The organism is Synechococcus sp. HK05 (genome assembly GCF_019104765.1).
GTDB lineage: Bacteria > Cyanobacteriota > Cyanobacteriia > PCC-6307 > Cyanobiaceae > Vulcanococcus.
On sequence record NZ_JAHRXJ010000004.1, the window covers coordinates 293,253 to 314,907 of the forward strand.

Sequence of the window (21,655 nt, forward strand, 5' to 3'; positions counted from 1 at the left end):
AGATAACGATGCGCCGCGTGATCAAGGTGGGCACCAGCGTGCTGCGTGGTGCCGGCGGCCGCAGCACCGATGCGGTGATCGGCGATCTAGCCGCCAGCCTGTGCAGCCTTTGGGAGCGGCAGGAGCCGGTGGTGCTGGTCACCAGCGGGGCCGTGGGCCTGGGCTGCACCGCCCTCGACCGTGAGGAACGCCCCACGGAGCTGGAGGGTCTTCAGGCAGCCGCAGCTGTGGGCCAGGGCCGTTTGATGACCCTCTATGACCAAGCCTTCGCCCGCCACGGCCGCTGCGTGGCCCAGGTGCTACTCACCCGCGGGGATCTGGCCTCCCGTCGCCGCTACCAGAACGCCTGCCGCACCCTCGAGCAGTTGCTGGCCTGGGGCGTGACGCCGGTGATCAACGAAAACGACACCCTCGCCACCGACGAGCTGCGCTTCGGCGACAACGACACCCTCTCCGCCCTGGTGGCGGTGGCGGTGCAGGCCGATGAGCTGGTGCTGCTCACCGATATCGACAGCCTCTATTCCGGCGACCCCCGCAGCGATGCCAACGCCCGCCCGATTCCAGAGGTGAACAACCTGGCCGAGTTGGAAGCGCTGAGCGGCGTGGCCAAGGGAGGCGGGCGCTGGGGCACCGGCGGCATGACCACCAAACTCGCCGCCGCCCGCATCGCCACCGCCAGCGGCATCCAGGTGCGCCTGGCCGATGGCCGCGATCCAGCCGTGCTGAACGCTCTGCTGGCCGGTGAACCCCGCGGCACCCTGTTCCGCCCCAGCGACACCCCCCTGAGCGACCGCAAGGGTTGGCTGGCCCACGCTCTGCTCCCCAAAGGCAGCGTCACCGTGGATGCCGGCGCCGAGAGGGCCTTGCTGGAGCAGGGGGCCTCTCTGCTTGCGGTTGGCGTGCGCGCAGTGGCGGGCGACTTCCAGCGCCGCGATGCGGTGCGGCTGCTGAGCCTGGATGGCCGGGAACTAGCGCGCGGCCTGAGCGAGATGGACAGCGACGAGCTGCAACAGCGCAAAGGCCAGCGCGGGCTGGTGGTGCATCGCGATCAATTGGTGATCACCCCCGGAGCGAACAACACCTGATCTGCCCGGGCGGCAGTCCTTCAGGGCCGATCCACCTACGATCCGGCCGACCTCCAGGTTTCTGCGGCTCCCATGCGCTTCAGCCAATTGCTCAGCCACCTGAGCGAAGTGCAGGCCGCTGGCGGCACCCAGGGCCTGAGCCACAACCTGTCGGAGGATCCAGAGCTGCGCGGCGCCGCCGCCCTCGATCAATCTGGCCAGGGTGACCTGAGCTTTCTGGAACCGGGCAACGCCCTGGCCGCAGCCCTCGCCGCCAGCGGAGCCAGTGCGGTGCTGTTGCCGGCCAAGGGCGATGAGGCCGAAGCCCTGCAGCAACAGGCCACGGAGCGGGGTCAGGCCTGGGTTGCTCTGCGCGATCCACGCCTCGCCTTCGCCGAGGCCCTCGATGCCCTCTACCCGCGCCAGCCGAAGGCTCCCGGCATTCATACCAGCGCTGTGGTGGATCCCGAGGCTGTGGTGGGCATGGGCAGCCATGTGGGCGCCCATGTGGTGATTGGCGCCAAGGTGCAGATCGGCGCCAGCTGCACGATCCACCCCAACGTGGTGATCTACGACGATGTGCAGATCGGCGACGGCTGCGAACTGCACGCCGGTGCGGTGCTGCATCCCGGCTCTCGCCTGGGCCGCGCCTGCGTGGTGCACTCCAATGCCGTGGTGGGCAGCGAGGGCTTCGGCTTCGTGCCCACAGCCAGCGGCTGGCGCAAGATGCCCCAGACCGGCCTGGTGGTGCTCGAAGACGGCGTGGAGGTGGGCTGCGGCAGCACCATCGATCGCCCTTCGGTAGGCGAAACGCGCATCGGTGCCGGCAGCAAGATCGACAACCTGGTGCACATCGGCCATGGCGTCACCACCGGCCAGGGCTGCGCCCTGGCGGCCCAGGTGGGCATCGCCGGCGGCGCCCGCCTCGGCAACGGCGTGATCCTGGCGGGCCAGGTGGGCCTGGCCAACAAGGCCGTGATGGGGGATCGCTCGATCGCCTCCTCCAAATCCGGCATCCACGGCGAGGTGGCCGCCGGCGAGGTGGTGAGCGGCTACCCCGCGATCCCCAACCGCCTCTGGCTGCGCTGCTCCGCCGCCTTCAACAAGCTGCCCGAACTCACGAAAGCGATCCGCAGCCTGGAGAAACAAGCCAAGCCGTAGCCTCGCGCCCAGCACCCGCTCGGCCATGACCTCCAGCTACCGGATCACCCTGCTCCCCGGCGACGGCATCGGTCCGGAGATCACGGCCGTGGCCCGCCAGCTGCTGGATGCCGTGAGCCGCAAGCACGGCTTCGCGCTCAACTACAACGAGCAGCCGATGGGCGGCGCCGCCATCGACGCCACCGGTGAACCGCTGCCCGCCAGCACCTTGGAGGCCTGCAAGGCCGCCGATGCCGTGCTGCTCGCCGCCATCGGCTCCCCCCAATACGACACCCTTCCCCGCGAGAAGCGCCCGGAAACCGGCCTGCTGGGCCTGCGCGCCGGCATGGGTCTATTCGCCAACCTGCGGCCGGTGAAGATCATCCCCGCCCTGATCGATGCCTCCACCCTCAAGCGTGAGGTGATCGAAGGGGTGGATCTGATGGTGGTGCGCGAGCTCACCGGCGGCGTGTATTTCGGCACCCCCAAGGGCCGGGTGGAGAGCGAGGGCCGCGTGCGCGGCTTCAACACCATGGCCTACTTCGACGATGAGATCGATCGCATCGCCAAGGTGGGCTTCGATCTGGCCCAGCAGCGCAGTGGCCGCCTCTGCAGTGTGGACAAAGCCAATGTGCTCGACGTGAGCCAGCTCTGGCGCGACCAGGTGGAGGCCCTCCACGCCGCCAGCTACCCGGGCGTGGAGCTCAGCCACATGTATGTGGACAACGCCGCCATGCAGCTGGTGCGCAACCCGCGCCAGTTCGACGTGCTGCTCACCAGCAACCTCTTCGGCGACATCCTCAGCGATGAAGCCGCCATGCTCAGCGGCTCCATCGGCATGCTGCCCTCGGCATCACTCGGCGAGGGCGGCCCTGGTCTGTTCGAGCCGATCCACGGCTCCGCCCCCGACATCGCCCGCCAGGACAAGGCCAATCCGATGGCCATGGTGCTGAGCGCCGCGATGATGCTGCGGGTGGGCCTGGGCGAAGACGCCGCTGCTTCTGACCTCGAGGCTTGCGTGGATCAGGTGCTCGCCGGCGGCTATCGAACCGGCGACCTGATGGCTGAGGGCTGCACCCAACTGGGCTGCAAGGCGATGGGCGATCAGCTCCTGGCAGCCCTGGCTGGCTGAGCCGAAGCAGCGCTGACCGGAATTCCGGGGAGCTGGCACCGCGACCTGCCAAACTCCCCCCAGTTCTGCTGTTCTCGCGCATGTCGAAGCGTCACCCGGTCGTGTCGGTCACCGGTTCCTCCGGCGCGGGAACCAGCACCGTGAAGCGCGCCTTCGAGCACATCTTCAAGCGCGAAGGCATCACCCCGGCCGTGGTGGAGGGCGACAGCTACCACCGTTACGAGCGTGGCCCCATGAAGGAGGCCATGGCCGCAGCCCTGGCCAAGGGCGAGAACTTCAGCCACTTCGGCCCTGAAGCCAACCTGTTCGACAAGCTGGCCGAGCTGTTCAAGACCTACGGGGAGACCGGCAGCGGCCAGAAGCGTTACTACCTGCACTCCGTGGAGGAGGCCGCCGAGCACAACGCCCGCCTCGGCACCAACCTCGAGCCCGGCCAGTTCACCCCCTGGGAAAACATCCCTGCCGGCACCGACCTGCTCTTCTACGAAGGCCTGCACGGCGGTGTGAAGGGTGACGGCTACGACGTGGCTGGCCTGGCCGACCTGCTGGTGGGCGTGGTGCCGATCGTGAACCTGGAATGGATCCAGAAGATCGCCCGCGACAACAAGGAGCGCGGCTACTCGGCTGAGGCCACCGTGGACACGATCCTGCGCCGCATGCCGGATTACATCAACCACATCTGCCCGCAGTTCAGCCAGACCGACATCAACTTCCAGCGTGTCCCCACCGTTGACACCTCGAACCCCTTCATGATCCGCGACATCCCCACCCCGGATGAATCGTTCGTGATCATTCACTTCCGCAAGGGTGCCCGTGAGAAGTGGGGGATCGATTTCACCTACCTGCTCGACATGATCCACGATTCGTTCATGTCCAGCCCCACCTCGATCGTGGTGAACGGCGGCAAGATGGGCTTCGCCATGGAGCTGATCCTCACTCCGATCATTCACCGCATGATCGAAGAGAAGAAGCGACTGGCCTGAGCCTTCACTGCACCTAGGCTGGGCTCAATCGGCGGACAGGGTCCACCCATCTCGGTTGCTCCTCAGCCCAACCGCGCCGGGGTTCCCCGGCGCAACAACCCACCGGCCTCCCCATCCTTTGTGATTCGGGGGGCGGTGGGTTCTTCTGTGCAGCCGGCCGCAGCACAACCCCGCTGGGATCGCATCAACAGTGCCGAGGTGATCGCCCAGGCTCGGCGCGTTTATTTCCACTTTCTGGAAAGCTCCCCCACCCACCCCGATCCACTGGGTGTGGTGATTGGCCCGCTGCAGGGCCGCGTGGTGTTCGAGCTGCCGGTGTTGCTGCCTGAAGAACACTTCATCTCCTTGGAGCTGGTGCGCGGCCGCAGCCCGCGCAGCCGTTCCGCTCGATCCCCTCTGCGCGGCTGATGCAGCCTCCCCTCTCCCCCGAGCTCGCCCTGATCGCGGCCCTGCTGGGGGCCTGCATCGGCAGCTTTCTCAACGTGGTGGCCTGGCGCCTACCCCGCCAGGAATCGGTGGTGAAGCCCCGCAGCCATTGCCCCCGCTGCGGCAGCACCCTTCGCTGGTTCGAGAACATCCCCGTGCTGAGCTGGCTGCTGCTGCGGGGCCGTTGCCGCCATTGCGGCACAGCCATCGCCGTGCGGTACCCCGCTGTGGAGCTCCTCTGCGCAGGCTTATTTGTGGCGGCCGCAGCCGCGCCCGCGGCCGTGAGCGCGGCGGGCTCCAGCCTGCCGGGAGCCCCCCAATGGCTGGTGGTGGGGGGCGGTTGGCTGCTGATCAGCCTGTTGCTGCCGATGCTGCTGATCGATCTCGATCAGCTCTGGCTGCCCGAGCCCCTGTGCCGCTGGGGCGTGGTGCTCGGTTTGGGGGTGAGTGCCATGGCGGGCTTCAGCCAAGGCGATGCAACCGGCCGCCAGCTGTTGCTATGGCATCTGCTGGCGGCTAGCGCCGGCCTGCTGGGCTTCGAAGCCACCAGTGCTCTGGCCCAGAAGCTGCTGGGCAAACCAGCCCTGGGCCTGGGCGACGCCAAGCTGGCGGCGCTGCTTGGCGCTTGGCTCGGCCTCACCGGCGTGGGGCTCAGCGTGATCCTCTCGGTGTTTGCGGGGGCCCTGTTTGGAGTGCTTGGCCTGCTCAGCGGCCGGCTCAAGCGCGGGCAGCCCTTCCCCTTTGGCCCGTTTCTGGGCGGTGCCGGCCTGGCGGTGTGGTGCGCCGGCAATGGCTTCTGGCTGCAACGCTTCAGCGAATGGCTGGGCTGGGGCGCCCTTTAATGGACTGACCTGTAGTTGCGGACACCGCTGGCCCGATGTCGCTGTTCGACTGGTTCGCCGATCGCCGCAAAACCGCCCCAGCGGTGCGCGTCGCCCAGGAGGTCAACGAAGACGATGGCCTCTGGAGCAAATGCCCCGAGTGCGGCCTGGTGGTGTACCGCAAGGATCTGGCTGCCAATGCCAGCGTGTGCGCCGGCTGCGGCTACCACCACCGCATCTTCAGCGACGAGCGCATCAGCCTGATTTCCGATGAAGGCAGCTTCGAAGCCCTCGACAGCGACCTCTGCCCCACTGATCCGCTGGCCTTCAAAGATCGCCGCAGTTATGCCGACCGTATCCGCGACACCCAGCGCGCCACCGGCCTTAAAGACGGTGTGATCACCGGGCTCTGCCGGGTAGACGGCCTGCCCCTGGCCCTGGGGGTGATGGATTTCCGCTTCATGGGCGGCTCGATGGGATCGGTGGTGGGCGAAAAGTTGGCCCGCTTAATCGAAGAGGCCACCGCACGCCGTTATCCCGTGCTGATCGTGTGTGCGTCCGGCGGCGCGCGCATGCAGGAGGGGATGCTCTCGCTGATGCAGATGGCCAAAATCTCCGGCGCCTTGGAGCGGCACCGCCAGGCTGAGCTGCTGTACATGCCGCTGCTCACCCACCCCACCACCGGCGGAGTGACGGCCAGCTTCGCCATGCTCGGCGACCTGATCCTGGCCGAACCCAAAGCCCTGATCGGCTTTGCCGGCCGCCGGGTGATCGAGCAGACCCTGCGCGAAAAGCTCCCCGACGACTTCCAAACAGCCGAATACCTGCGCGATCACGGCTTCGTGGATCACATCGTGCCCCGCACCAAATTGCGCAGCACCCTGGTGAGCCTGCTCAAGATGCATGGCGTGAACAAAGCCATGGCGGCATGAACCACACCACAGGCACTCAGGGTCTGATCAGCCGTGCGCTGGCTCTGCTTCTTGGCGTGCTGGTGCTGGTGGGCGGCTGGACGGCACCTGCCTGGGCCGGTCCTGTGGATTGGCACGAAGTGCCCGCCAGCGATGACGGGCGCCAGTGGTGGGATGCCGGCAGCCTGCGGGTGAATCGCAGCGGCAACCTCACGGTGCTGAGCCGTTTCCAGCCCGCACCGCCCGCCGACCAGGCCCGCAACGCCGATGGCAGTGAGCCGCGCCCTCCCGCCAGCGACCTCTATGTGATGGAAATCGACTGCGGTCAGACCCTGTTCCGCGACACCTCCATCAATGGCATTCCCCAGTGGGGGAGCAGCTGGCAGGCCGCCACCGGCGACGATCTGATCAGCTCCACCATCAGCGAAGCCTGTGCCGCCGGGGAGAGCCTGCTGGCAGGCTTCTGAGGCGTGACCAACCGCCCGTGACGGCAGCCCCCTCTTCGCAGCGTCCCCTCGGCGTGGCCCTGGTGGGCCTTGGCTTCGGCGAAAAGGTGCACCTGCCAGCCCTGAGGGATTGCCCCCTCACCGAACCGGTGGCCCTCTGGCACCACCGGCCTGAGCGGCTCGAACAGGCCTGTGCCGCCACGGGGTTAGCGGGTTTCACCAGCTTCGACGCACTACTGGCGGATGCCCGCGTGGATGCGCTGGTGATCGCCACCCCGCCCGAGCCCCGTTTCGCCCTCGCCCAGGCCGCGATCGCCGCCGGTAAGCACCTGCTGCTGGAGAAACCGGTGGCCCTGGAGGCCCCCCAGATTGAAGAGCTGCAACGCCAGGCCCTCAGCGCTGGGGTGAGCGTGGGGGTGGATTTCGAATACCGCGCCGTGCCGGCCTTCATGCAACTGGCGGCCCTGCTGCAGCAAGGCGTGATCGGCACCCCCTGGCTGGTGAAGCTGGATTGGCTGATGGGCAGCCGCGCCGACGCCAGCCGTCCCTGGAATTGGTACTCGCAGCGCGCGGCCGGCGGCGGGGTGCTGGGCTCCCTCGGCACCCACGCCTTCGACACCCTGCATTGGCTGATCGGTCCAGCCCGGCAGGTGAGCTGCCTGCGCAGCATGGCCATTCCCCATCGCCCCCTGGCCGATGGCAGCGGCCGACTGGCGGCGGTGGATGCCGAAGACATCGCCCTGCTGCAGCTGGAGCTCGAAACCGCCCAAGGCCAGAGCCTGCCGGCCCAGGTGAGCCTGGCGTCGGTGACCCGACCCGGGCGGGGCTACTGGATTGAGGTGTACGGCAGCGAAGGCAGCCTGGTGCTCGGCTCCGGCAACCAGAGCGACTACGTGCACGGCTTCCAGCTCTGGCGCTCCAGCCCCGACGGAACGCGCGAGGAGATCAGCCCCGATCCGCAGCTGGCCTTCAGCCACACCTGGCCCGATGGCCGGGTGGCCCCGGTGCGGCGCCTGATCCAGTGGTGGGCTGAAGCAGCCCTCGAGCAACGGCCCATGCGCCCGGGGTTGAGCGAGGCGGTGCACAGCCAGCTGATCTGCGACCGAGCCCTGCAAGCCGCCGACAGCGGCATCCGCCAGCCGATTTAACCGAAAAAGGCGCCAGTTAGGATCGCCCGCATTCACTCTCCCGGTGTCCCCATGGCGCTCGTCCCGCTTCGGCTGCTGCTCGACCACGCCGCTGAAAACGGCTACGGCATCCCTGCTTTCAACGTGAACAACCTGGAGCAGGTGCAGTCGATCATGGAGGCGGCCTACGAGACCGACTCCCCGGTGATCCTGCAGGCCTCCCGCGGCGCCCGTCAGTACGCCGGTGAGAACTTCCTGCGCCACCTGATCCTGGCTGCCGTGGAAACCTATCCCGACATCCCGGTTGTGATGCACCAGGACCACGGCAATAGCCCCGCCACCTGCTTCGGTGCCGCCGCCAACGGCTTCACCTCGGTGATGATGGACGGCTCGCTGATGGCCGACGCCAAGACCCCCGCCAGCTACGAGTACAACGTGGCTGTAACCAAGGAAGTGGTGGATGTGGCCCACGCCATCGGCGTGAGCGTGGAAGGTGAGCTGGGCTGCCTGGGCTCCCTGGAAACCGGCATGGGCGAGGCCGAGGACGGCCACGGTTTCGAAGGCAAGCTCGACCACAGCCAGCTGCTCACCGATCCCGCTGAGGCTGCCGACTTCGTGGCCAAGACCAAGGTGGATGCCCTGGCCATTGCCATCGGCACCAGCCACGGCGCTTACAAGTTCACCCGCAAGCCCACCGGCGAAGTGCTGGCCATCAGCCGCATCGCTGAAATCCACAAGGCCATCCCCAACACCCACCTGGTGATGCACGGCTCCTCCTCGGTGCCCCAGGAGTGGCTCGACATGATCAACAAGTTCGGTGGTGCCATCCCCGAGACCTACGGCGTGCCCGTGGAAGAAATCCAGGAAGGCATCCGCAACGGCGTGCGCAAGGTGAACATCGACACCGACAACCGCCTCGCCTTCACCGCCGCTGTGCGTGAAGCTGCCGCTAAGGATCCCGCCAACTTCGATCCCCGCCACTTCAACAAGCCCGCCCGGGCCTACATGAAGCAGGTGTGCCTCGATCGTTACCAGCAGTTCTGGTGTGCCGGCAACGCCAGCAAGATCAAGCAGCGCGACATCAACTACTACGCCGGTCTGTACGCCAAGGGCGAACTCGACCCCAAGACCGCTGTCGCCGCCTGATCAGCGCCAAGCACGGATTGCAAGGGGCCTAACGGCCCCTTTTTTTGTGCCCACTTAAGGCAGCGGTAAGGCGGAGGCTGGATCCGGCAAGGTGAGGGCCTGAGGCCGTGGTTGCACCGCCACAAGCTGCTCTAGTGCCTCATCGAGGTTGCGCTCCATCACGAAGCGCCGGCCATCGGTCACCACCACCCGCACCAGCGTGGGCAGACCGTTGTTATTGCTCTGCAGGTAGATGGGCTCCACATAGAGCAGCCCTTTGCCCACCGGCAGCACCAGCAAATTGCCCCGGATCAGGGTGGACCCACCACGGTTCCACAGGCCGAACTGATAGCTGATCGCCGGGTCCTGCTCAATCAGGGCAGACACCTGCTGGGGCCCGAGCAGTAGCCGCTGCTGCGGGAAGCGGGCGAGCAACAGCTCGCCGTAATTGGGGGTGTCGTTGCGGGCCGCCAGCCACCCCACCATGTTGGCGCGGCGCAGCGGCGTGAACGGCAACAACAGCACGAACTCCGGGCGCGCCTCCCCCGGAAGCTGCATCGTCACGTGATACGGCCGCACAGGCGCGTTGCTGTCGCCGTAGATCTCCTGAGGGATCGCCCACACGTCGTCACCGTTGTAGAAGGTGCGCACGTCGGTGACGTGGTACCGGAGTAACCGCTCGGCCTGCACCTGGAACTGGCTCTGGGGCACCTGAATGTGGGCCAGCAACTCCGGCGGCATCGCCGAGAGCGGTTTGAACAGATCCGGGAAGGCCCGCTTCCAGGTGCGCAGCACCGGGTCGGTGGGATCGCTCACATAGAGCCACACATGGCCGTTGTAGGCATCCACCACCGCCTTCACCGGATTGCGGAAATAGCGGATGCCGCTGGGGTTGGGATCGGAATAGGGATAGCTGCGGCTCACGGTGAAACCATCCAGCAGCCAGTACTGGTGATGGTCGTTCTTGAAGCCCGGCACGCCGTTCACCCGGGCGGTCACCAGGTAAGGCTTGCTCTCGAACCGCAGGAAGGGGGCCAGGGCCGTGAGCCGCTCATTCACCTGGCGGCGCATCAGCAGGCGCGAATCCGGTGTGAGCGAACCGGTGAACAGCAGCCGCGGCTCCCAGAGGTAGAGCGCCGCCATCACCCGATCCAGCGGCCCATGGATCGGCACGCCCGCTAGCCCGTCGTAATGGGAGTAAACGTTGAGATCGCCCTCTGGGTAATCAAACTCGCGCACCTCGGTGGGAGCGATGGCGTAGGGGGCGCGATCGGAGGCGAAATAGAGCTTGGGGCGACCCACCGGCAGGGCGCGCTGGGCCTGCGCATCACTGATACCCAATTGCGGTATGCCCTGCACCTTGCCGCTGCGCCCCAGATCCTTCACGAAATAGAGCGGCAACCCATCGGGGGCGGAGGCATTCACCGTGGACACGGTGAAGCCATAGCCATGGGTAAACACCAGATGGCGGTTCAGCCAGGTGCGCGAGTTCTTGGCCAGGGCAGAGCTATCGAGCTCGCGGGCGGCGATCAGCACCTGCTGCTTGCCCTGGCGCTCCGGATCGGCGTTGAGCGGGTAGCGATCGACCGCTGCCGAGGGGAAGCGGTAGTAGAGGCGAAGCTGCTGCAGCTGCCGGTTCGCCTCCAGCAGAGGTCCGCTGTCCCAGAGGCGCACATTGGCGAGGGTGCCGGGCGCCGCCTTCAGATCCGCCTGGGTGAGCGCTTGGCGCGGAGCCAGATCCACCTCACGCACGGCCTCCAGGCCAAAGGCACGGCGGGTAGCGGCAATGGTGCGCTTGAGATACGGAGTTTCCAGCACCAGCTCCCGCGGCTGCACCCAGATGCGCTGCACCACCGGCGCCACAACCCACTCCGCAAACGGCACCAGAGCGGTGGTGGAGAGCAGCGGCAGCAGCACACCGCGGCGCAGCCAGCGGCGCGGAATCGGCACCAGCAAACCGATCCCGGTGAGCAGCAACAGCAATGCCAAGAGCAGGCGCAGCGGCAGCCGTACATGCAGATCCACGAAGCCGGCACCGGCGGCCACACCGCTGCCGTGCAGCATCAGATCAAAGGGAGCCAGGGCATTGCTGAGGGCCGCCATCAGCGCCAGCACCGCCAACTGGGGTTGCAGCACCCGCTGCTGTTCGCGGCTGAGGCCTGGGAAACGCAACTCCGAAAGGCTGTTGCCCTCGCTGAACGTGAGCCAGAGGCAGCCGGCCAGTCCCACCAGGCCCTGCACCAGCACCACGCTCACCAGCAGATGCAGCGCCGGCAGCCGCAGCACCGTGAAGCTCAGATCAAAGCCGGTGAGGGGATCCGATTCACCAAATGGAACGGCCAACAGGGCGGGCAGCCAGAGGCTCCAGCCACGGGCCACGGCCGTGGCCGAACCCGCCAGGGCGGCCGCCAGCGCCACCCGCAGGCTTGTGTAGGGCCAGATCAGCAACAGCGGCAGCAAGGCCGCCGCCAACCCCAGGAACAACCAGGGGGGCAGATCCGCCAGCACTGGAATCCAGGTGATCACATCACCGCTGAAGGGAGCGGCGATCAGATCGCTCGCCTGAACCATCAGATAGGTGAGCCCGCCAGCCAGCAGCAGCAACAGCAGGGCGAACAGGCTCACCAGCAGCGGCGGCCCGAGCGGCACCAGGGGGTCGGCGGGCAGGGGTTTGCGGGCGGCCTGCTGGCGCAGCCGCCAGCAGCGCTGCAGCTGCTGCAACTGCAGCGGCACGCCAAGCCCGAACACCAGCGCGAAGGCGAGCAGTTGGAGCAGCCAACGGCGCATCACCACCGACTGGCTCTGGAACTGCGCAAACCACTGGGCTTCGATCACCAGCCGCGGCAGCAGCACCACCAACCCCAGCGCAATCGCCAGCCAGCCCAGCCAGCGCAGACCCCGTTTGAGGGCGTTAACGGAAAGCCGCAAGGAGGGAACCGTGCACAGGCCGAGGCTAGGCAGCCGCACCGATGGGTCAAGGCGCAAGGCGCCGCCCAGACAAGCCGGTGCGATACCCGACTACGCAGATCGGGTTTTATTCGGAGCGGCGAACAGCGCTGCTAGCTTCCATGCACCTCAACGGTGAGATCGTGACGGCGACCCTTTCCCTCTCCACCCTCGGCCCCACCTTCACCGGGCTGAAGTGCAAGGAATGCGGCCAGCCCTACGAAGCTGGTGCCCGCCACGTCTGTGAAGACGTGTGCTTCGGGCCGCTGGAAGTGGTCTACGACTACGAAGCGATCAAGAGCCGCGTCAGCCGCGCCACGATCGAAGCCGGCCCCGCTTCGATCTGGCGCTACCGCGAGTTTCTGCCCATCGAGGGCGACCCGATCGATGTGGGCACCGGCTTCACACCGCTGCTCAAGGCCAACAACCTGGCCAAGCGCCTGGGCCTCAAGAGCCTTTACATCAAGAACGACGGCGTGAACATGCCGACGCTCTCCTTCAAGGACCGCGTGGTGAGCGTGGCCCTCACCCGTGCCCGCGAGCTTGGCTTCAAAACGGTGAGCTGCGCCTCCACCGGCAACCTAGCCAACTCCACCGCCGCCATCGCCGCCCACGCCGGCCTTGATTGCTGCGTGTTCATCCCCAGCGATCTGGAGCTGGGCAAGGTGCTCGGCACCCTCATCTACAACCCCACCTTGATGGCGGTGAAGGGCAACTACGACCAGGTGAACCGCCTGTGCTCGGAGGTGGCCAACACCTACGGCTGGGGCTTCGTGAACATCAACCTGCGCCCCTACTACTCCGAAGGCTCCAAGACCCTCGGCTACGAGGTGATCGAACAGCTGGGCTGGGAACTGCCCGACCACATCGTGGCGCCCCTGGCCTCCGGCTCCCTGTTCACCAAGATCCGCAAGGGCTTTGATGAATTCATCAAGTGCGGCCTGGTGGAGGAGAAGGCCGTGCGCTTCAGCGGCGCCCAGGCTGAGGGCTGCAACCCCATCGCCACCGCCTTCCGCGAAGGCCGCGACTTCATCACCCCGGTGAAGCCCAATACCATCGCCAAGTCGATCGCGATCGGCAACCCGGCCGATGGCCCCTACGCCATCGACATTGCCAATCGCACCGGCGGCAGCATCGCCGATGTGACCGATGCCGAAATCATCGACGGCATCAAGCTCCTGGCCGAAACCGAGGGCGTGTTCACCGAAACCGCTGGTGGCACCACGATCGCGGTGCTCAAGAAGCTGGTGGAGCAGGGCAAGATCAACCCAGAAGAGCGCACGGTGGCCTACATCACCGGCAATGGTCTGAAGACCACCGAAGCGGTGGTCGACCACATCGGCCAGCCCTACACGATCGAAGCCCAGCTCGACAGCTTCAACGCCGCCTGGCAGCAAGCCCAAGCCGATCACGGCCAGGCCTGATCCTTAACCCAACCCAATCCCCGTTCCCGACAATTCACCCGCGATGGCCGTTCAGGTTCTGATCCCCACCCCGCTTCAGAAGTTCACCAACGACGAGGCCAGCGTTGAGCTGGAGGCCACCAGCGTCGACGCCCTAGTGGACGCGCTCGACAGTCGCTATCCCGGCCTGAAAGGCCGCCTCTGCGATGAGGGCGGCAAGCTGCGCCGCTTCCTCAACGTGTACGTGAACAGCGAAGACATTCGCTTCCTCGACAACCAAGCCACCGCCCTCAAGGACGGTGATGAAGTGAGCATCGTTCCTGCTGTCGCCGGCGGCTGAGCCCCGTCGTATCGATTCATGCAGTGCCTGAGGCAGGCGTCTGCATGAATGACCACTTGCCAGGGCAACATCAATCAGAGGCCTGAAGCGATGACTCAGACTCCAGATACCCGTATGGCCAACCCGTACTCCGACACGGCTGCTCCCTCGGACACTGTTGTTCCATGGGACCCCTCTGGTCCCGCAGAAACACACGCGGAGAAGGCGCTGCTGTTTGATTACCGGCAAGCGGCCAACCCGGTGCGACCCGGGCTGACCGAGCCGATTCCTTACCGCTGTTGGGGGCCTGAGCTCCACAGCAGCGGTCCCAGCGGGGTCATCCCCCTCGACCTCAGCGCTGAGCTTGGGGTCGCCGGTCCCGCCACCAGTCCAGGGCTCGCAGCACACTTCATCCGCATCCAGGCGGGTGAAGGGGTGCGTGCCTCCGCCGTGGCCACGAGCTCACTCTTCTATGTGCTCTCCGGCTCGGGCCGTTGCGATAACCGCGATGCGGACAGCAACACGAGCATCCGCTGGGAGACAGGCGATCTGTTCGTCCTCCCCGCAGGCGGCACACCGCTACTGGAAGCTGACCATGACAGCGTTCTCTACTGGGTGCACGACGCTCCCTTGCTGCGCTACCTGGGCGTCGCACCCACCACACCCCGCTTTGCACCGACCCACTACCGGGGGGAGTGGCTCCGCTCGGAGCTGCACAAGCTGGCCGATCAGCCGGGCAGCGAACGGAGCAACCGGCTAGCTCTGCTGCTGGCCAACAAGGATCTTCCCCAAACCCGCACCGTCACCCACGTGCTCTGGGCGATGTTCGGCATCGGACCGGCAGGTGCCCGGCAAGCGCCACACCGTCACCAGTCGGTAGCCCTTGATCTGATCGTCGATTGCCAGCCAGGGGTCTACACCCTGGTCGGCACGGAGCTGAACAGCGATGGCAGCATTCGCAATCCACGCCGGATCGATTGGGAAGCCGGCGGAGCATTCATCACCCCGCCAGGCCACTGGCACGCCCACGTGAACGAGAGCGATCAGCCCGCCTATCTGCTGCCGATCCAAGACGCCGGCCTCCAGACCTATCTGCGCAGCCTCGATATCCGCTTCGCCTGAGCTCAGGCCTGAGCCGGTGTCGCTAGACCTGCGGGGCGCTGCTCGTGGCGCTCCACCAGGGCTGCGAAGGCGTCGCCCTCGATCGTTTCACGCTCGATCAGCAGGTTCACCAGCTCATCCATCAGCTCGCGGCGAGGCTGGAGCAGGGCCACCGCCTGCTCCAGCGACTCACGGGCCAATTGCTGCACCAGGGCATCAATCCGGTTGCCCGTTTCCTGGGAATAGTGGGGCTCAGAGCGCAGCCAATCGCGCCCGAGAAACACCTCCTCACCTGCTCCTTCAAGCGAGACGGGCCCCAGCGACGAAAAGCCATAGCGGGTGACCATCTCACGGCCGATTCGACTGACCATCTCGAGATCGGAGGAAGCCCCCTGGGTGATCTCGCTGGGGCCGAACACCACCAGTTCGGCGGCACGGCCACCCATAGCCACCACCATGCGGGCGTGCAAATAGGCCTTGGAGATCAGTCCGGAGTCGAGCACCTCCTCATCGGGCATGGTGCGGGCAAAGCCGCCAACCCCACCGGCCCGGGGCAGCAACGTCACCTTGTCGAGCCGGTCTGCCGCCGGCAGCAGGGTGGTGATCAGGGCATGACCGATCTCGTGATAAGCGATCAGACGCTTTTTGGCGCTGTCCTGCAGGGGTGCCGCGCTGAGGCCCATAGTGATGCGCTCCAGGGCGTCACCCATCGCCGCATCGTCAATGCAGCTGCGCTCACGCCGGGCCGTGAGGATCGCAGCTTCGTTGAGCAGGTTGGACAGATCCGCGCCGGAGAAGCCGGGCGTGCGGCTGGCCCAATCCGCCAGCGACACCTCGGGATCGAGGGGCCGGCTGCGGGCGTGCACCGCCAGGATCGCCTCGCGGCCGCGGCGATCGGGCAGATCCACGTGGATGCGGCGATCAAAGCGCCCGGGCCGCATCAGGGCTGTATCCAGCACATCGGGGCGGTTGGTGGCCGCCAGCAGGATCACGCCGGAGTTTTCGGCGAAACCATCCATCTCGGTGAGCAACTGGTTGAGGGTCTGCTCGCGTTCGTCGTTGCCGCCACCGATACCGGCGCCGCGCTGGCGGCCCACCGCATCGATTTCATCAATAAACACGATGCAGGGGGCCTTCTCCTTGGCCTGGCGGAACAGATCGCGCACGCGACTGGCCCCCACCCCCACAAACAACTCCACAAACTCCGAGGCCGCCATCGAAAAGAAGGGCACCCCGGCTTCTCCGGCAATCGCCTTGGCCAAGAGAGTTTTGCCGGTGCCCGGCGGCCCCACCAGCAGCACGCCCTTCGGGATCCGCGCCCCCACGGTGGTGAAGCGCTCCGGCTCCTTCAGGAAGGCCACCACCTCCTGCAGCTCTTCCTTGGCTTCCTGGATGCCCGCCACATCTTCAAAGCGCACGGGCACGGCTGCTTCGCTCTGCACCATGCGCGCTTTGCTCCGGCCGAAGCCCATGGCCCGATTGGCCACCTGAGCCGAGCGCCGCAGCAACAGTGCCAGGCCACCGAACAACAACAGCAACAGCAACCCGTTCGAAACCAGGCTGGCCGTGGCCTGGTCTTGCCGCTCATCGCGCACCGTGAGCGGCACCCGCGCATCTTGAGCGGTGCGCAGCAACACCTGATCGTTGCTGAACACCGGCACCGTGACCTGCTTGCCATCGGTGTAGGTGACCTTCACCTGCCGCTGGCCAGGGGAGAGGAGCAATTCTTTCACCGATCCAGCCCTGAGCTGTTGAAGCAGCTGGGTGTAACTGGGCTGCGGAGCTCGCGCCTGGCCCAGATCAACCGGCAGATCAGAAGAAATGCTGCTGCTCACGCCGGTCTGAATCTTGGAATTGAGCTTAGCGATTTGACGAAAGGGAAGGCGGCAATGGAAACTCTTGGTTTGGCTGAAATCAAGCGGGATGGCTGTTCCCAAGAAGAAAACGTCCAAGGGCAAGCGCAACCAGCGCCATGCCACCTGGAAGGGCAAGGCTGCCATTGCCGCCCAAAAGGCTCTGTCGATTGGTAAGGCCGTGCTGAGTGGCCGCGCCCAGGGCTTCGTCTACCCCGTGGCCGAAGACGAAACCGAGCAGGGCTGAGCCCAGCGCGCCAGGGCAGCCTCACCGCTGCCCTCCCACACACTGCGTCTGCGTTGATCGAGCACCCGCACGCTGTTGGCTCGGGCCAGCACGGGTTGCTGATACAGATCAGGCGGTAGCGACTGCAACGTGGCCGTCACCAGACGGTTGAGTTCCGCAGCGGGCATCCAGCCCCCGCCGCGGCGGCGTTGCCGCGCTTCGGCCTGAAGCCGCCAGCGGCGCGGCCAACGCCAACTGCTCGGCCACAACATCACCAGTTGATCGAGCTCCTGCCAGAGCGGCAGGTAGCCCTCCAGTGCCTGATTGCAGCGCTGCCACCACGCCAGCTCGGCAGCACTGAAACGGCCCTGCAACGCCGAGATGGCAATCTCAAGATCCTCGACGGGTCGGCAGGCCAGCATCCAGCCCTCCAGCAGCAGCGCATCGGCCGGCCCGCGCCAGGGCTCCACACGGTCGCCCTGGCCACCGCGCAGGGTTTTCTCGAAGCGGGGCAACTCCAGGATCCGATCGGGGGCAGAGCGCCAGCGGCGCACCCCCTGCCTCAGCGCCTCGGGCTCATGGCTGCCGGGGGGCACGCGGTTCACGCCATAGGGATTGCCAGCCATGGCGGCCAGCCGCTGCGGCCAGGGCAGATAGGCATCGTCGATGGAGGCCACCGCCAACTCCAAACCGGCCGCGGCAAAAAGCTCCTGCAGGCGCCGCGCCAGGGTGCTCTTTCCAGCGCCCACCGGTCCGTTCAAGCCGATGACAGGACGCTGGCCATGGCGGATCTGCAACGCACACCAGCGCAGCACCTGCTCCTCGAGGCTCATGACCCGAGCTTGAACGCTTCCAGCACCACGGCGTACACCACACCCAGCCGGAGGTTGTCGGTCACGATCCAGCCCAGACCGGGCCGCTCTCCCACCAGGCGGGTGCGCAAGCGCACCAGCAGCTCGAGCATCAGAACTAGCGTCAACACCACCACCGGTCGCTGACCCACCCGCTCCAGCCACAGCGCCGTCACGTTCTCGCCCGCATAGAAGCCGAGCAGCAGAGCCAGCACCGCCAGGCTGCGGCGCCGCCAACTGCCCCGAAATCCACCGAGCAGCAGCTCACCCGCACGGCGTTGCACGCCATCCAAGCGGGTGCGCTGGAGCGGAAGCGTCATCAGGCGGCCAGCAGCTGCTGCAGATAGGAGAGCGTGATCCAGCCCTGGGGGCAAGCCGGGCCGCTCAGAACGCTGAGCGGCTGCTCCGGATCGCCAAGATGATCGAGCACCGCCGCTGCCGCCGCAAACGCCTCAGGCGCTTCCGTGGCGCTGGAGCCGCTGCGGGTGACCAGGGTGGTGAGGCCAGCACCGCTGGCTGCCGCCACGCCATTGCCGGAATCCTCGAGGGCAATCACGCCAGCCGCCGGCAGATCGAGCTGGGCGAGGGCCAGGGCATAGGCCGCCGGATCAGGCTTTTTGCGGCGCACATCCTCGCCGCACACCCACAACGCAAAGCAGGTGCTGTGATCCGGCAACAGCCGATCCAAGAGTGCCTGCACCGCTGGGCGGGAGCTCGTGGTCACGATGGCTTGAACCACACCCGCTCGCGCAGCGCTGCGAATCAACCGCTCCACCCCGGGGCGCAGCCGCAATGCGCCCTGCTCCACCAACGCGTTGTAGTGGCGCTGCTTCGCTGCCTGGAGTTGCTCCACCCGCTGCGGATCCGGGGCCAGCCCCTCCACCGCACTGAGAAATGCGGCGATGCGTTCACGGCCGCCACTGATCCGTACCCACTGCTGGTACTGCGGCACATCCCAATGCCAGGGCAGGCCGGCATCGGCAAAGGCACGGTTGAAGGCGCGCCGATGGCCATCCAGCTCGGTTTCAGCCAGGGTGCCGTCCACATCCCAGAGCAACGCCGTCAGCTCCGCTGCCATGGCCGCCACCGCAAGGGTTTGCAGATTACGGAGAGGTGGCGATCCCCCAGCCGACAGCGTGCTTCAGGAGCAGGTGCCCCGCACAATGGTGGTGATCTGATCCCCGTGGCGTTGCTCCCTCAACCCTCCGAGCAGCGCTGGCAGTTGCCGGCACCGGTTCAGATCGATCCCCAGCTGCGCAGCAGTGGCCTGTGCGATCCATTGCTGGCGGTGCTGCAGCGGCGCGGCTACGGCGATCCTGAGGCGATCGCGGCGTTGCTCGAACCGGCGCCAGCGCCGGATCCCCGCCGCCATTTCCCCGACCTGGGCAAGGCTGTGCAGCGCCTGCGCCTGGCCTGCAAACAAGGGGAGCGGCTGGCGATCTGCGGCGACTACGACGCCGATGGGATGACCAGCACAGCGCTGCTGGTGGGCGTGCTGCGCCACCTGGGGGCGCAACCCCAGGCGGAGATTCCCAGCCGACTCGACGATGGCTACGGCCTCAACACCGGGATGGTGGAACGGCTGGCCAGCGAGGGGATTCGCCTGCTGGTCACGGTGGACAACGGTGTGGCCGCCCGCGAAGCGCTGCTGCGAGCCGACGCACTGGAGATGGACGTGGTCGTGACCGACCACCACACCCTGCCGGACGAGCTGCCGCCCCTCCTGGCGCTGCTGCACCCGGCCTGCACCCCTGAGCACTCTCCCTACCGGGGCCTGGCGGGGGTGGGGCTGGCCTACGTGCTGGCCATGGCTCTGGCGCGCAACTGCCGCTCCGAGCCTGGGCTGGCCATGGCCCGCGATCTGTTTTGCATCGGCACGATCGCCGATATGGCGCCCCTGCAGGGCGTGAACCGGCGCTGGTTAATCGATGGCCTGCCAGGGCTCAAACGCAGCGGCTTGGCCGGACTGCAGGCGCTGCAACAGGTGGCTGGCCTCGAGGATGCGCCCGTGGATGCCGGTGCCGTGGGCTTCCAGATCGCGCCGCGCATCAATGCGGTGGGGCGCCTCGGTGATCCTCAGCTGGTGGTGGATCTCCTCACCACCGCCGATGAGGAGGAAGCCCTTGAATTGGCGCGCCAATGCGAGCAGCTCAACCGCCAGCGCCGCGACCTCTGCGATGCCATCGAAGCGGAGGCGCGAGCCCTGGTGGACGCCGATGGCGATCAACGCAGCCCCTTCCTGCTGCTGGCACAAACCCACTGGCACCACGGCGTGATCGGCATCGTGGCGGCCCGGCTGGTGGACGCCTTCGGACTGCCGGTGGCCCTGCTGGCCTCCGAGGGGGATGGCCGCCTGCGGGCCTCCGTGCGAGCACCCCGTGGCTTTGCGGTGGATGCCGCCCTGCAGGCCTGCAGCGATCTGCTGGAGCGCCATGGCGGCCATCCAGCCGCCGGCGGATTCACGGTGCGGGCCGAAGAGATCACCGCCCTGCATGAGCGCCTCAACGCCCTGGCCGAGGCCTGGCTCCAGCAACAGGGTGGCCTGCGGCTGGTGGAACCTGAGGCCTTGGTGCAACTGCAGGACATCACGCCTCAGTTTTGGCAGCAGCTCCAGCGGCTCGAGCCCTTTGGCAGCGGCCATCCGGCACCGCTGTTCTGGTGCAGCCGCTGCCGCATCAGCCAGCAACGCCTGCTGCGAGGCGGCCATCTGCAGCTCACCCTGCGCCAGGGCGATTCCGCTGTGCGCGCCATGGCCTGGCGTTGGGGCGGCGACGAGCAGCAGCTGCCGAAGGAGGTGGATGTGGCATTCCAGCTGCGCCTGAATCGCTGGAATGGCACCGAGCAACTCCAGCTCGACATCGCGGCACTTCGGGCCAGCTCAGGTGATGGCCTGGTGCTGGAGCGCTGCAACCGCCGCTATTGGGTAAGCCGCGATGGCGACGCGCTGGTGATTCGCAATGCAGCGGGCGACGAGCTGCGCGGCTTGCCCGATCCAACGGGAAGCTGTGCCGTCAACAGCGATCACCCCCAAGGCACCCATCCCTATGTGCAGGCCCTGCTCCAGGACGCGGCCATGGCCATGGGATTGGCCTCCTGATCGCCTGATCGCCTGATGGCTTGATCGCTGTTGCAGCAAAAACCCCAGACCCGCCGGGGCCTGGGGTTAGGGGCGGTGCGCCTGAGGAGCATGCGATCAGAGAGCGCCGCGGCGGTAGAAGAGGATGAAGATCACGGCGGGGCCGACGATCGTGATCAGGAACAGGGCCGCAAAGTTGGCGATCAGATGGAAATCGATTCCCATGGGAGAGCGGCTCTGCAGCATGAACGGTCAAGTACCAGCCTACGGTCCCTACGTCTGCCGCAGCGGCGCTCCTGCAAGCTGCTGTGATGGGTTGTCACAGCTTGAGCGATGAGCGAAACGCTGCACTGGCGCTGCATCAGCGGCTGTGGGTCGTGCTGCCGATTGGATCCAGGCGAGCGCAATGAAGCGCTGGAGGCCCTGAGCGCCGAACAGCAGCAGCAGTACCTCGAGATGGTGGGCCCGGATGGCTGGTGCATCCACTACGACACCGGCTCGAGCAGTTGCCGCATCTACGACGATCGGCCCTTCTTCTGCCGGGTGGAGAATCTGGCCTCCCTGTTCGGGGTCGCCGTCGAGGACGCGAACGACTTCGCCATCGCCTGCTGCCGGCAGCAGATCCGCTGCGAACACGGCGGTCGTGGCATGGTGATGAAGCGTTTCGAGCAGGCGATCCGCCAGCCGGCTCCCTGAGATCCGCGC

Annotated in this window: 22 protein-coding genes; 16 read left to right on the forward strand and 6 right to left on the reverse strand. The window is 66.7% G+C overall.

The window, feature by feature from the left end:
- Window positions 1-8 precede the first annotated feature (8 nt).
- The 10 genes from proB (at window position 9) to fba (ending at window position 9,196) form a co-directional block, all read left to right on the forward strand.
- Window positions 9-1,085 carry a glutamate 5-kinase gene (proB, locus tag KUL97_RS04890; protein WP_217795838.1) on the forward strand — a complete coding sequence of 359 codons (1,077 nt, stop codon included), beginning with the start codon at window positions 9-11 and terminating at the stop codon, window positions 1,083-1,085.
- Between the two features lie 72 nt (window positions 1,086-1,157).
- The gene (lpxD, locus tag KUL97_RS04895) at window positions 1,158-2,225 is read left to right on the forward strand and encodes a UDP-3-O-(3-hydroxymyristoyl)glucosamine N-acyltransferase (RefSeq protein ID WP_217795839.1); all 1,068 of its coding nucleotides are present in this window, start codon (window positions 1,158-1,160) and stop codon (window positions 2,223-2,225) included.
- Window positions 2,226-2,250: 25 nt separating this feature from the next.
- Complete coding sequence (leuB, locus tag KUL97_RS04900; protein ID WP_217795840.1) at window positions 2,251-3,336, forward strand: 3-isopropylmalate dehydrogenase; 1,086 nt, start codon at window positions 2,251-2,253, stop codon at window positions 3,334-3,336.
- 80 nt (window positions 3,337-3,416) lie between these two features.
- On the forward strand, window positions 3,417-4,319 hold the full coding sequence (locus KUL97_RS04905; protein ID WP_217795841.1) for a phosphoribulokinase: 903 nt from the start codon (window positions 3,417-3,419) through the stop codon (window positions 4,317-4,319).
- A 135-nt stretch (window positions 4,320-4,454) separates the two neighbouring features.
- Window positions 4,455-4,727 carry a hypothetical protein gene (locus tag KUL97_RS04910; protein ID WP_368656090.1) on the forward strand — a complete coding sequence of 91 codons (273 nt, stop codon included), beginning with the start codon at window positions 4,455-4,457 and terminating at the stop codon, window positions 4,725-4,727.
- Window positions 4,727-5,587: an A24 family peptidase gene (locus KUL97_RS04915; protein ID WP_217795842.1), complete on the forward strand. Its 861-nt coding sequence runs from the start codon at window positions 4,727-4,729 to the stop codon at window positions 5,585-5,587. The genes KUL97_RS04910 and KUL97_RS04915 overlap by 1 nt, the downstream gene beginning before the upstream one ends.
- Before the next feature lie 35 nt (window positions 5,588-5,622).
- On the forward strand, window positions 5,623-6,498 hold the full coding sequence (gene accD / locus KUL97_RS04920) for an acetyl-CoA carboxylase, carboxyltransferase subunit beta (protein ID WP_217795843.1): 876 nt from the start codon (window positions 5,623-5,625) through the stop codon (window positions 6,496-6,498).
- Entirely contained in the window at window positions 6,495-6,944 is a 450-nt protein-coding gene (locus KUL97_RS04925) for a hypothetical protein (RefSeq protein ID WP_217795844.1), read from the forward strand. Before accD ends, KUL97_RS04925 begins: the two co-directional genes overlap by 4 nt.
- 17 nt (window positions 6,945-6,961) lie before the next feature.
- The gene (locus KUL97_RS04930; protein WP_217795845.1) at window positions 6,962-8,071 is read left to right on the forward strand and encodes a Gfo/Idh/MocA family protein; all 1,110 of its coding nucleotides are present in this window, start codon (window positions 6,962-6,964) and stop codon (window positions 8,069-8,071) included.
- 51 nt (window positions 8,072-8,122) lie between these two features.
- Window positions 8,123-9,196, forward strand: a complete 1,074-nt coding sequence (gene fba, locus KUL97_RS04935) for a class II fructose-bisphosphate aldolase (RefSeq protein WP_217795846.1) — start codon at window positions 8,123-8,125, stop codon at window positions 9,194-9,196.
- 54 nt (window positions 9,197-9,250) lie between these two features.
- Here fba and KUL97_RS04940 read toward each other — a convergent pair whose 3' ends face one another.
- A complete protein-coding gene (locus tag KUL97_RS04940) occupies window positions 9,251-12,103 on the reverse strand; it encodes a UPF0182 family protein (RefSeq protein ID WP_368656091.1) in 2,853 nt (950 codons plus the stop codon).
- A 140-nt stretch (window positions 12,104-12,243) separates the two neighbouring features.
- On the opposite strand from KUL97_RS04940, the gene thrC reads away from it, so the two are divergent.
- The 3 genes from thrC (at window position 12,244) to KUL97_RS04955 (ending at window position 14,965) form a co-directional block, all read left to right on the forward strand.
- Window positions 12,244-13,545, forward strand: coding sequence for a threonine synthase (gene thrC, locus KUL97_RS04945; RefSeq protein WP_217795847.1), 1,302 nt, complete (start codon window positions 12,244-12,246; stop codon window positions 13,543-13,545).
- A gap of 43 nt (window positions 13,546-13,588) precedes the next feature.
- Complete coding sequence (locus KUL97_RS04950; protein ID WP_217795848.1) at window positions 13,589-13,864, forward strand: MoaD/ThiS family protein; 276 nt, start codon at window positions 13,589-13,591, stop codon at window positions 13,862-13,864.
- Between the two features lie 90 nt (window positions 13,865-13,954).
- Window positions 13,955-14,965 carry a cupin domain-containing protein gene (locus KUL97_RS04955; RefSeq protein WP_217795849.1) on the forward strand — a complete coding sequence of 337 codons (1,011 nt, stop codon included), beginning with the start codon at window positions 13,955-13,957 and terminating at the stop codon, window positions 14,963-14,965.
- A gap of 2 nt (window positions 14,966-14,967) precedes the next feature.
- On the opposite strand, the gene ftsH is transcribed toward KUL97_RS04955, so the two are convergent.
- A complete protein-coding gene (ftsH, locus tag KUL97_RS04960; RefSeq protein WP_217795850.1) occupies window positions 14,968-16,779 on the reverse strand; it encodes an ATP-dependent zinc metalloprotease FtsH in 1,812 nt (603 codons plus the stop codon).
- 88 nt (window positions 16,780-16,867) lie between these two features.
- Between ftsH and rpmF the strand changes: the two genes are divergently transcribed.
- On the forward strand, window positions 16,868-17,044 hold the full coding sequence (gene rpmF / locus KUL97_RS04965; RefSeq protein ID WP_010309295.1) for a 50S ribosomal protein L32: 177 nt from the start codon (window positions 16,868-16,870) through the stop codon (window positions 17,042-17,044).
- On the opposite strand, the gene KUL97_RS04970 is transcribed toward rpmF, so the two are convergent.
- From KUL97_RS04970 to KUL97_RS04980, 3 genes are read right to left on the reverse strand one after another with little or no spacing between them, the layout of a single operon-like run.
- Entirely contained in the window at window positions 17,008-17,856 is an 849-nt protein-coding gene (locus KUL97_RS04970) for a hypothetical protein (RefSeq protein ID WP_217795851.1), read from the reverse strand. The genes rpmF and KUL97_RS04970 overlap by 37 nt on opposite strands.
- Window positions 17,853-18,194, reverse strand: coding sequence for a DUF565 domain-containing protein (locus KUL97_RS04975; protein ID WP_217795852.1), 342 nt, complete (start codon window positions 18,192-18,194; stop codon window positions 17,853-17,855). The genes KUL97_RS04970 and KUL97_RS04975 overlap by 4 nt, the downstream gene beginning before the upstream one ends.
- Window positions 18,194-18,952 (reverse strand): HAD-IA family hydrolase, encoded by a 759-nt coding sequence (locus tag KUL97_RS04980; protein WP_254896189.1) that lies wholly within the window; start codon window positions 18,950-18,952, stop codon window positions 18,194-18,196. Before KUL97_RS04980 ends, KUL97_RS04975 begins: the two co-directional genes overlap by 1 nt.
- 111 nt (window positions 18,953-19,063) lie before the next feature.
- Here KUL97_RS04980 and recJ point away from each other — a divergent pair, with 111 nt between their 5' ends.
- Window positions 19,064-20,971, forward strand: a complete 1,908-nt coding sequence (gene recJ / locus KUL97_RS04985; protein ID WP_217796045.1) for a single-stranded-DNA-specific exonuclease RecJ — start codon at window positions 19,064-19,066, stop codon at window positions 20,969-20,971.
- A 96-nt stretch (window positions 20,972-21,067) separates the two neighbouring features.
- Here recJ and KUL97_RS04990 read toward each other — a convergent pair whose 3' ends face one another.
- Complete coding sequence (locus KUL97_RS04990) at window positions 21,068-21,196, reverse strand: photosystem II reaction center protein Ycf12/Psb30 (protein ID WP_246833802.1); 129 nt, start codon at window positions 21,194-21,196, stop codon at window positions 21,068-21,070.
- An 87-nt stretch (window positions 21,197-21,283) separates the two neighbouring features.
- On the opposite strand from KUL97_RS04990, the gene KUL97_RS04995 reads away from it, so the two are divergent.
- Window positions 21,284-21,646, forward strand: coding sequence for a YkgJ family cysteine cluster protein (locus KUL97_RS04995; protein ID WP_217795854.1), 363 nt, complete (start codon window positions 21,284-21,286; stop codon window positions 21,644-21,646).
- Window positions 21,647-21,655 lie beyond the last annotated feature (9 nt).

What these genes read in the sequence shown, in the direction of transcription:
- KUL97_RS04925 (WP_217795844.1), top strand. Translation starts at nt 6,495, where the DNA reads ATGAACCACACCACAGGCACTCAGGGTCTGATCAGCCGTGCGCTGGCT.
- KUL97_RS04950 (WP_217795848.1), top strand. Translation starts at nt 13,589, where the DNA reads ATGGCCGTTCAGGTTCTGATCCCCACCCCGCTTCAGAAGTTCACCAAC.
- KUL97_RS04905 (WP_217795841.1), top strand. Translation starts at nt 3,417, where the DNA reads ATGTCGAAGCGTCACCCGGTCGTGTCGGTCACCGGTTCCTCCGGCGCG.
- KUL97_RS04995 (WP_217795854.1), top strand. Translation starts at nt 21,284, where the DNA reads ATGAGCGAAACGCTGCACTGGCGCTGCATCAGCGGCTGTGGGTCGTGC.
- lpxD (WP_217795839.1), top strand. Translation starts at nt 1,158, where the DNA reads ATGCGCTTCAGCCAATTGCTCAGCCACCTGAGCGAAGTGCAGGCCGCT.
- fba (WP_217795846.1), top strand. Translation starts at nt 8,123, where the DNA reads ATGGCGCTCGTCCCGCTTCGGCTGCTGCTCGACCACGCCGCTGAAAAC.
- rpmF (WP_010309295.1), top strand. Translation starts at nt 16,868, where the DNA reads ATGGCTGTTCCCAAGAAGAAAACGTCCAAGGGCAAGCGCAACCAGCGC.
- accD (WP_217795843.1), top strand. Translation starts at nt 5,623, where the DNA reads ATGTCGCTGTTCGACTGGTTCGCCGATCGCCGCAAAACCGCCCCAGCG.
- leuB (WP_217795840.1), top strand. Translation starts at nt 2,251, where the DNA reads ATGACCTCCAGCTACCGGATCACCCTGCTCCCCGGCGACGGCATCGGT.
- thrC (WP_217795847.1), top strand. Translation starts at nt 12,244, where the DNA reads ATGCACCTCAACGGTGAGATCGTGACGGCGACCCTTTCCCTCTCCACC.
- KUL97_RS04975 (WP_217795852.1), bottom strand. Translation starts at nt 18,194, where the DNA reads ATGACGCTTCCGCTCCAGCGCACCCGCTTGGATGGCGTGCAACGCCGT.
- KUL97_RS04915 (WP_217795842.1), top strand. Translation starts at nt 4,727, where the DNA reads ATGCAGCCTCCCCTCTCCCCCGAGCTCGCCCTGATCGCGGCCCTGCTG.
- KUL97_RS04955 (WP_217795849.1), top strand. Translation starts at nt 13,955, where the DNA reads ATGACTCAGACTCCAGATACCCGTATGGCCAACCCGTACTCCGACACG.
- KUL97_RS04980 (WP_254896189.1), bottom strand. Translation starts at nt 18,952, where the DNA reads ATGGCAGCGGAGCTGACGGCGTTGCTCTGGGATGTGGACGGCACCCTG.
- proB (WP_217795838.1), top strand. Translation starts at nt 9, where the DNA reads ATGCGCCGCGTGATCAAGGTGGGCACCAGCGTGCTGCGTGGTGCCGGC.
- KUL97_RS04970 (WP_217795851.1), bottom strand. Translation starts at nt 17,856, where the DNA reads ATGAGCCTCGAGGAGCAGGTGCTGCGCTGGTGTGCGTTGCAGATCCGC.
- KUL97_RS04990 (WP_246833802.1), bottom strand. Translation starts at nt 21,196, where the DNA reads ATGCTGCAGAGCCGCTCTCCCATGGGAATCGATTTCCATCTGATCGCC.